Source organism: Acidithiobacillus sp. TH-A67, assembly GCF_057473545.1.
The window spans coordinates 1-5334 of sequence record NZ_JBYCKU010000070.1 but is presented as its reverse complement, the minus strand read 5'-3'; the positions used below and the strand labels follow the sequence as shown (position 1 = coordinate 5334).

Here is a 5334-nt window from a genome sequence, read left to right as displayed (position 1 = left end):
AGATCCGGTGTGATGGGTTTGCCGGTTGCGTCTTGTTCCTGTGGAATCAGTCGGTTCCGTTTTCTGGCTCTTGGTACTACCGGGCCAAAGGACGGATTTTATCCGGTAGCAGAAACTTGGATGTTTGGACAAGCTGGATCTCAGATTTCCCACTCAAAACGTCGAGGAACCTTGGCGAATTGCTTCGGCGGGGAAGTAGTGGCCGCTATTTCGTTAACCATTCTGCTCGTGGGAGCAAGCCTTAGACGCTATCCGGAAATTTCTTGGTCACAGTGGTGGGGGAGGCCCTCATGGGCACCGGTATTGGTATCAATAATGCAGCAGTCTTTAAACTTGTGCCACATTACGTCCCCGACGCCGTCGGTGGGACCGCTGGGACATGTGCACCATATCATGCGGTATCTGGCCCGGTTCACCCAACCACGGATGTTTCGCCGACGGGCTTCCAGCCATGCAGCTGGTGTACCAAGGGAGCGCCCCAGCCTTGCCGAACGCAATTGCAAAAACTGCCACTTGTCTCGCGCGAAGGCAATCTGACAATGTTTTGGGCCCACGGCATAGGTGCGAAGGGGCTTGTGTACCCAAGGCGGAACGTTAACAGAACTCGGAAGTGGTTTCTATCGCGAAGGCAATCCATCTGTGGTGTTCGCCATGGGGCAAACCTGCCATGTACCCACTTCTTGATCCAGGTCAAGGAAAACCTGACTTTTGCGCTCAAGAATAGGGCATGGCGAAGACCCTAAGAGGAGGCGAACATGGATACCCCTAATCCGGCTGGACAAGGCATCGCTGGGCACGGCGCCTTTTTCCATGAGCCCCATCTTTCGCCCGAAGATGCGAAGCTGGCTACCGCATGGGTGCGCAAACATGTGGACCGGCGCAGCATCGATCTCGGCGAGCGCATGGACGACGTCCGTGAGCACATGTGGGAGCTGGAGAGCGAGGTGGGGAGCCAGGATTCGCCACGGCCCTGGCAGATGCGTCCTTGCCTTGGGGCCTTGGCCGGAAGCGGCATTTCTGGGGCGTACGCCAAGGAGGTTGTCCAATGACCCATGTGGTTACAGAAGCCTGTATTCGCTGTAAGTATACCGATTGTGTCACGGTATGCCCGGTGGATTGCTTCCACGAGGGCCCCAACTTTTTGGCCATCGATCCGGAGGAATGCATCGACTGCACCCTCTGTGTATCTGAATGCCCGGTAGATGCCATTTTCCGCGACGTAGATTTGCCGAAGGGCATGGAGGAATATCCGGAACTCAACGCACGCCTGGCACGCCGCTGGCCCGTCATCATCCAAAAGAAGCCCGCCCTGCCCGATGCCGAGCAGTGGCGGCATGTGCGGGATAAACGCCGATATCTGGACACCGGGGAAGGCGAGACGGAATCGCCCCTGCCCGAGCCGCCTATTTCCCTGAAGGAATACCAGCGCACACCGGAGTTCACCGCCGACAACGCGCCTGCGGGTCTGCTCCATGGTCACCGCACCAAAGCCGGGGTCTGGGGGCGCATCGTGCTCCTGGAAGGGAACTTGCGGTATTGCCTGGAAGACGGCAGCGCCCGGGTATGGACCCTGAGTCCGGCACGACCTGCCTGGATACCGCCCGATCTGCCGCACCGGGTGGAGTTCCTGGGCCCGGCGCGTTTCTACGTGAGCTTTTGGCGCTGAGGATGCCTCATGAAAAAACCGCAGGCAATACGCTTTGCCGTGGGCGATCACGTTACCTGGAATTCGGAGGTCGGCAGGGTGACGGGACGGATCGTTGCCATCCACGAGCAGGATTTTCCGGTCCACGGCTATATCCACCATGCGAGCCCGGAAGACCCGCAATACGCCATCCAGAGCGACAAAAGCCGCCACGTGGCCTATCACAAGGGCGCCGCCCTACGGCTCGTGGACGAAAAGTTCCGGGGTTGACGAATCCTAGCTTCGCCAGGAGGAGGCGGGCATGAACGGGCGGGGATCGAAGAAGCTCGCTGTTCGGATGGACCTTGCCACGCAAGACCTGGCCCCTGCGTATTTCGCGTTGGTGATGGCCACTGGCGCCGTCTGGCTGGTGGCCCAGGCCATGGACCTGCCCCTCCTTTCCCGCGTGCTCTTCTGGGGGTCGTCTCAGAAAACGGAAAAATCGTACGCTACGTCTGCGCTGAGGCAGGCACCCGGCGATAGAGCGTCGGAAGGGACACGCCGAGGTTCTTGGCCACGTCCTTGGGCGGGACGCCGCTGGCCAGCAGCTTCTTTGCCGACTCGATCTTGCTGCCGGTCATCTTGGGTTTGCGACCACACTTACGGCCAAGCTGCTTTGCGACTGCCAGACCGGCGCGTGTGCGCTCGACGGTCAGTTCGCGCTCCATTTCGGCCAGGCTCGCCATGACGTGGAAGAAGAACCGACCGGATGGCGTGCCGGTGTCGATGGAGTCGGTGAGGCTTTTGAACTGGACGCCTTGCTTGTGCAGTTCGCCAACGAGATCGACCAGGTGCTTGACTGAATGGCCCAGACGGTCGAGTTTCCAGACGACAAGCGTATCGCCATCGCGCAGCATATCGAACGCCTTGGCCAGACCTGGACGATCCGCCCGTGTGCCGCTCACTTGGTCCTCGTAGATCCTCTCACAACCGGCCTGAGTCAAGACTTCACGTTGCAGTTCCAGGTGCTGATCCGGTGTTGAGACGCGTGCATAGCCAATCAACATGGGCATCCTCCCAATCTTATTGAAACCCGTTGATAGGGTAAGAAATTGAGAATGATGATCCAAGAACTATTTCCGAGAATCACAACGCCTTGATTTCACCAGCCGAGCCGGTTGCCTTAGTAGGATTGCCACGAATCTACGTTTGCGAGAAGCCTTAGCGTACTCTGTGCCCCAATTTCTTATGTCTTGGAGCCAGTCCGCGAGGATTGGCACCCTTCGGTTGATCACCGGAGTGAGGCAGGACAGACTGTTCCGTTTTCTAGGACTTGATCCTGTCTTTCAGATTAGCCGCCTGCCTCAACTTTGCTATCAGTTCCGTCAAACAGGCAGTTACCTACGCTGGGCTCAACCCGCGGATTCGCCGTTCTGGCCAGTGGGCTGGTAAGACTCCCATAGCCAAAGCAGGCAACGTACCCCTGCGCAAGGCTCTGTACTTGCCAGCGGTATCCGCGAAGCGCTTCAACCCCGTGCTTGTACCATTCTGTGAGCAGCTACTCGCAAGAGGAAAACGGCCCATGCAAGTGGTCTTAGCTGCCATGCGCAAGCTGCTCCATATTGCCTTTGGCGGCTCAAATCCAAGCTTCCATTCGATCCCGAGCAGGTACACAAGAAGCCTTGCAATTGAAGGTCGCCTGTCCTATTTTTATCACCAGCGGCAGGAAAATCCAGAGCCATCCCGAACCCCGATGCAAAGGCTCGTAATCGCGGTGTAAACGCGTGGGACTCAGAGCCTGCCACTAACAGGCTGCTGAAAAAGTCTGTGGTATAATGCACAAAATGGGGCACTGAGGGACTGGATCATGCGTGGAGCCAGGATAGAGACAGGTGGGATCTTCAGTTATCTGTCCCCGGAGCAGCGGGAGCCAGTGGATCATCCTCTTCGCTCCATCCGGGCCATTGTGGATCGTTCCTTGGCAGAACTCGACGGGCACTTCAACCAGAGCTACTCGGGCCTTGGCCGTCCTTCTTATCGCCTGAGCACCTGCTTCGGGCGCTGCTGTTGCAGGCGTTCTACAGCGTTCGCTCCGAGCGGCGGCTGATGGAACAGCTAGATTACAATCTCCTGTGCCGCTGGTTCGTGGGCTTGGGAATGGATGCCCCGATTTGGGTGCCTACGGTGTTCACCAAGAATCGGGACCGGTTGCTGGACAACGGCACCGTGCAACGGTTTTTTCCAGATCGTGGTGGAACAGGCGCGCGAGCAGTGGGTACTTTCCGAGGAGCACTTCTCTGTCGATGGCACCTTGCCGGAGGCTTGGGCCTCACAAAAATCCTTTCAGCCCAAAGAGTCCGAGGATCGACAGGGCGACGGGTCGGATTTCCGTGGGCAGAAGGGCAGCAATGACACCCCATGCCTCGGTAACGGACCCCGATTGCCGCCTCTACAAGAATGCACCGGGGGATGCCTCGCGGCTGGCGTATCTGGGGCATGTACTCATGGATAACCGACAGGGCTTGATCGTGGGAGAACAGGTCACCACGGCGGATGGGACGGCAGAGGTGGATGCTGCGTTGCAACTCGTGGATGAGCTAAGCGGTGCTGAGCGCATCACCCTGGGGGCGGATAAGGGCTATGACCGGCATGAATTCGTCCAAGACCTTCGTGACCGAAACGTCACGCCGCATGTAGCCCGCGAGTGCAAGGGATCGGCGATCGATGGCGCACGGCTCGGCACGTCGGCTATGTCATGAGCATTCGCGTACGGAAACGGATCGAATCGATCTTTGCCTGGATGAAGAGGTGGGCGGGACGCGCAAAACGCGATTCTGTGGGCTGGATTGTGTGGGCCTGCACTTCACCCTGGTTTCCACCGCCTACAACCTGGTGCGCATAGCGCAACTGGGACTGGCGTGATGGGAGCACTGCGCCCGAAATTGAGGAAATCGACCAAATTGGCCACCAAAAGCGCAGAAAAAGCTACGGTGGGAGCCATTGCCCACTATTTTTCGAGAAAATGAGTGCCTCGCAGATTTTATTGCGGGGTTTTTCCGCAGCCTGTTAGGTATCCAATCAAGTCAAACAGTTTTCGATGATGCCTGCAACTTTTTTGTCAAATCCATCTATAGTGTTTTCCATTTCAGCAAGGACCAGACGATGCCGATCTGCGACATACCCGAGCAAGTTGAAAAAAACCTCGGAATTGTCCGTTTTGCTTTGACGCACAAGAATTCTGCTGGGTAGATCGATCGCCATGGTTGGCACGGCTTGCATAAGTGCAGTGCCCCCACTGGGATTGCCGAAGACGATGACCACCGTTGGCGCTAACGCGAGCCCTACATTTCCGGCGGCAAGGCTGTGGTCAAAGCGTGCAAACAGGGTAAATCCGGCCTCGGTCAGGGCAGACTCCAATTTCTGCACCATGTCGCCCACGGAGTGGGTGGTATACCATGCGGCCAAGCCGGGAATATCAGTACGCAGTTTCTGGTTCATATCTATAGCCCTTAGATCACCGCACGAGCTGTTAAGTGTACCATCTGCTATGGACGAATCAAATAATTCAGCGGCGCGGTCCAAATATGCACCAGGCAGGTAAATGGTTACCTGACTAGCAGCCCGTCGGATTTGCCTTGTAGCTATGAGAGAAATCTAGCCCAGATCTCTCTGATAGGTGCGATTTGCCCTCTTTTTGTCTTATTCTTGGC

The 5334-nt window shown here is 57.2% G+C and carries 8 protein-coding genes and 3 pseudogenes; 8 read left to right on the top strand and 3 right to left on the bottom strand.

All coding sequences use genetic code 11. The features are described from left to right. Positions 1–755 precede the first annotated feature (755 nt). The 3 genes from AC2VNM_RS11350 to AC2VNM_RS11340 are packed head-to-tail and all read left to right on the top strand — an operon-like array spanning position 756 to position 1915. Positions 756–1049 (top strand): hypothetical protein, encoded by a 294-nt coding sequence (locus AC2VNM_RS11350; protein ID WP_483167107.1) that lies wholly within the window; start codon positions 756–758, stop codon positions 1047–1049. Next, complete coding sequence (fdxA, locus tag AC2VNM_RS11345; RefSeq protein WP_483167106.1) at positions 1046–1666, top strand: ferredoxin FdxA; 621 nt, start codon at positions 1046–1048, stop codon at positions 1664–1666. The genes AC2VNM_RS11350 and fdxA overlap by 4 nt, the downstream gene beginning before the upstream one ends. A 9-nt stretch (positions 1667–1675) precedes the next feature. Next, positions 1676–1915, top strand: a complete 240-nt coding sequence (locus tag AC2VNM_RS11340) for a hypervirulence associated TUDOR domain-containing protein (protein WP_483167105.1) — start codon at positions 1676–1678, stop codon at positions 1913–1915. Between the two features lie 218 nt (positions 1916–2133). Here the strand turns inward: AC2VNM_RS11340 and AC2VNM_RS11335 are convergent, their stop codons facing one another. Further along, positions 2134–2691, bottom strand: a complete 558-nt coding sequence (locus AC2VNM_RS11335) for a recombinase family protein (protein ID WP_483167104.1) — start codon at positions 2689–2691, stop codon at positions 2134–2136. Between the two features lie 266 nt (positions 2692–2957). Here AC2VNM_RS11335 and AC2VNM_RS11330 point away from each other — a divergent pair. The 5 genes and pseudogenes from AC2VNM_RS11330 to AC2VNM_RS11310 form a co-directional block, all read left to right on the top strand. Further along, positions 2958–3149 (top strand): annotated as a pseudogene (locus tag AC2VNM_RS11330) (transposase); the annotation flags it as partial. Positions 3150–3206: 57 nt separating this feature from the next. After that, positions 3207–3404, top strand: a complete 198-nt coding sequence (locus AC2VNM_RS11325; protein ID WP_486913340.1) for a hypothetical protein — start codon at positions 3207–3209, stop codon at positions 3402–3404. An 87-nt stretch (positions 3405–3491) separates the two neighbouring features. Then, positions 3492–4036, top strand: a pseudogene (locus AC2VNM_RS11320) (transposase). After that, positions 4033–4383, top strand: coding sequence for a transposase (locus tag AC2VNM_RS11315; RefSeq protein ID WP_483167102.1), 351 nt, complete (start codon positions 4033–4035; stop codon positions 4381–4383). The pseudogene AC2VNM_RS11320 and the gene AC2VNM_RS11315 overlap by 4 nt, the downstream one beginning before the upstream one ends. Then, on the top strand, positions 4349–4546 hold the full coding sequence (locus AC2VNM_RS11310; RefSeq protein ID WP_486913339.1) for a hypothetical protein: 198 nt from the start codon (positions 4349–4351) through the stop codon (positions 4544–4546). Before AC2VNM_RS11315 ends, AC2VNM_RS11310 begins: the two co-directional genes overlap by 35 nt. Before the next feature lie 156 nt (positions 4547–4702). On the opposite strand, the gene AC2VNM_RS11305 is transcribed toward AC2VNM_RS11310, so the two are convergent. Beyond that, on the bottom strand, positions 4703–5122 hold the full coding sequence (locus AC2VNM_RS11305; protein WP_483190318.1) for a DUF302 domain-containing protein: 420 nt from the start codon (positions 5120–5122) through the stop codon (positions 4703–4705). Between the two features lie 47 nt (positions 5123–5169). Further along, positions 5170–5229: pseudogene (locus AC2VNM_RS11300) on the bottom strand (respiratory nitrate reductase subunit gamma); the annotation flags it as partial. Positions 5230–5334: the final 105 nt, after the last annotated feature.

What these genes read in the sequence shown, in the direction of transcription:
- AC2VNM_RS11350 (WP_483167107.1), top strand. Translation starts at nt 756, where the DNA reads ATGGATACCCCTAATCCGGCTGGACAAGGCATCGCTGGGCACGGCGCC.
- fdxA (WP_483167106.1), top strand. Translation starts at nt 1,046, where the DNA reads ATGACCCATGTGGTTACAGAAGCCTGTATTCGCTGTAAGTATACCGAT.
- AC2VNM_RS11340 (WP_483167105.1), top strand. Translation starts at nt 1,676, where the DNA reads ATGAAAAAACCGCAGGCAATACGCTTTGCCGTGGGCGATCACGTTACC.
- AC2VNM_RS11335 (WP_483167104.1), bottom strand. Translation starts at nt 2,691, where the DNA reads ATGTTGATTGGCTATGCACGCGTCTCAACACCGGATCAGCACCTGGAA.
- AC2VNM_RS11325 (WP_486913340.1), top strand. Translation starts at nt 3,207, where the DNA reads ATGCAAGTGGTCTTAGCTGCCATGCGCAAGCTGCTCCATATTGCCTTT.
- AC2VNM_RS11315 (WP_483167102.1), top strand. Translation starts at nt 4,033, where the DNA reads ATGACACCCCATGCCTCGGTAACGGACCCCGATTGCCGCCTCTACAAG.
- AC2VNM_RS11310 (WP_486913339.1), top strand. Translation starts at nt 4,349, where the DNA reads ATGGCGCACGGCTCGGCACGTCGGCTATGTCATGAGCATTCGCGTACG.
- AC2VNM_RS11305 (WP_483190318.1), bottom strand. Translation starts at nt 5,122, where the DNA reads ATGAACCAGAAACTGCGTACTGATATTCCCGGCTTGGCCGCATGGTAT.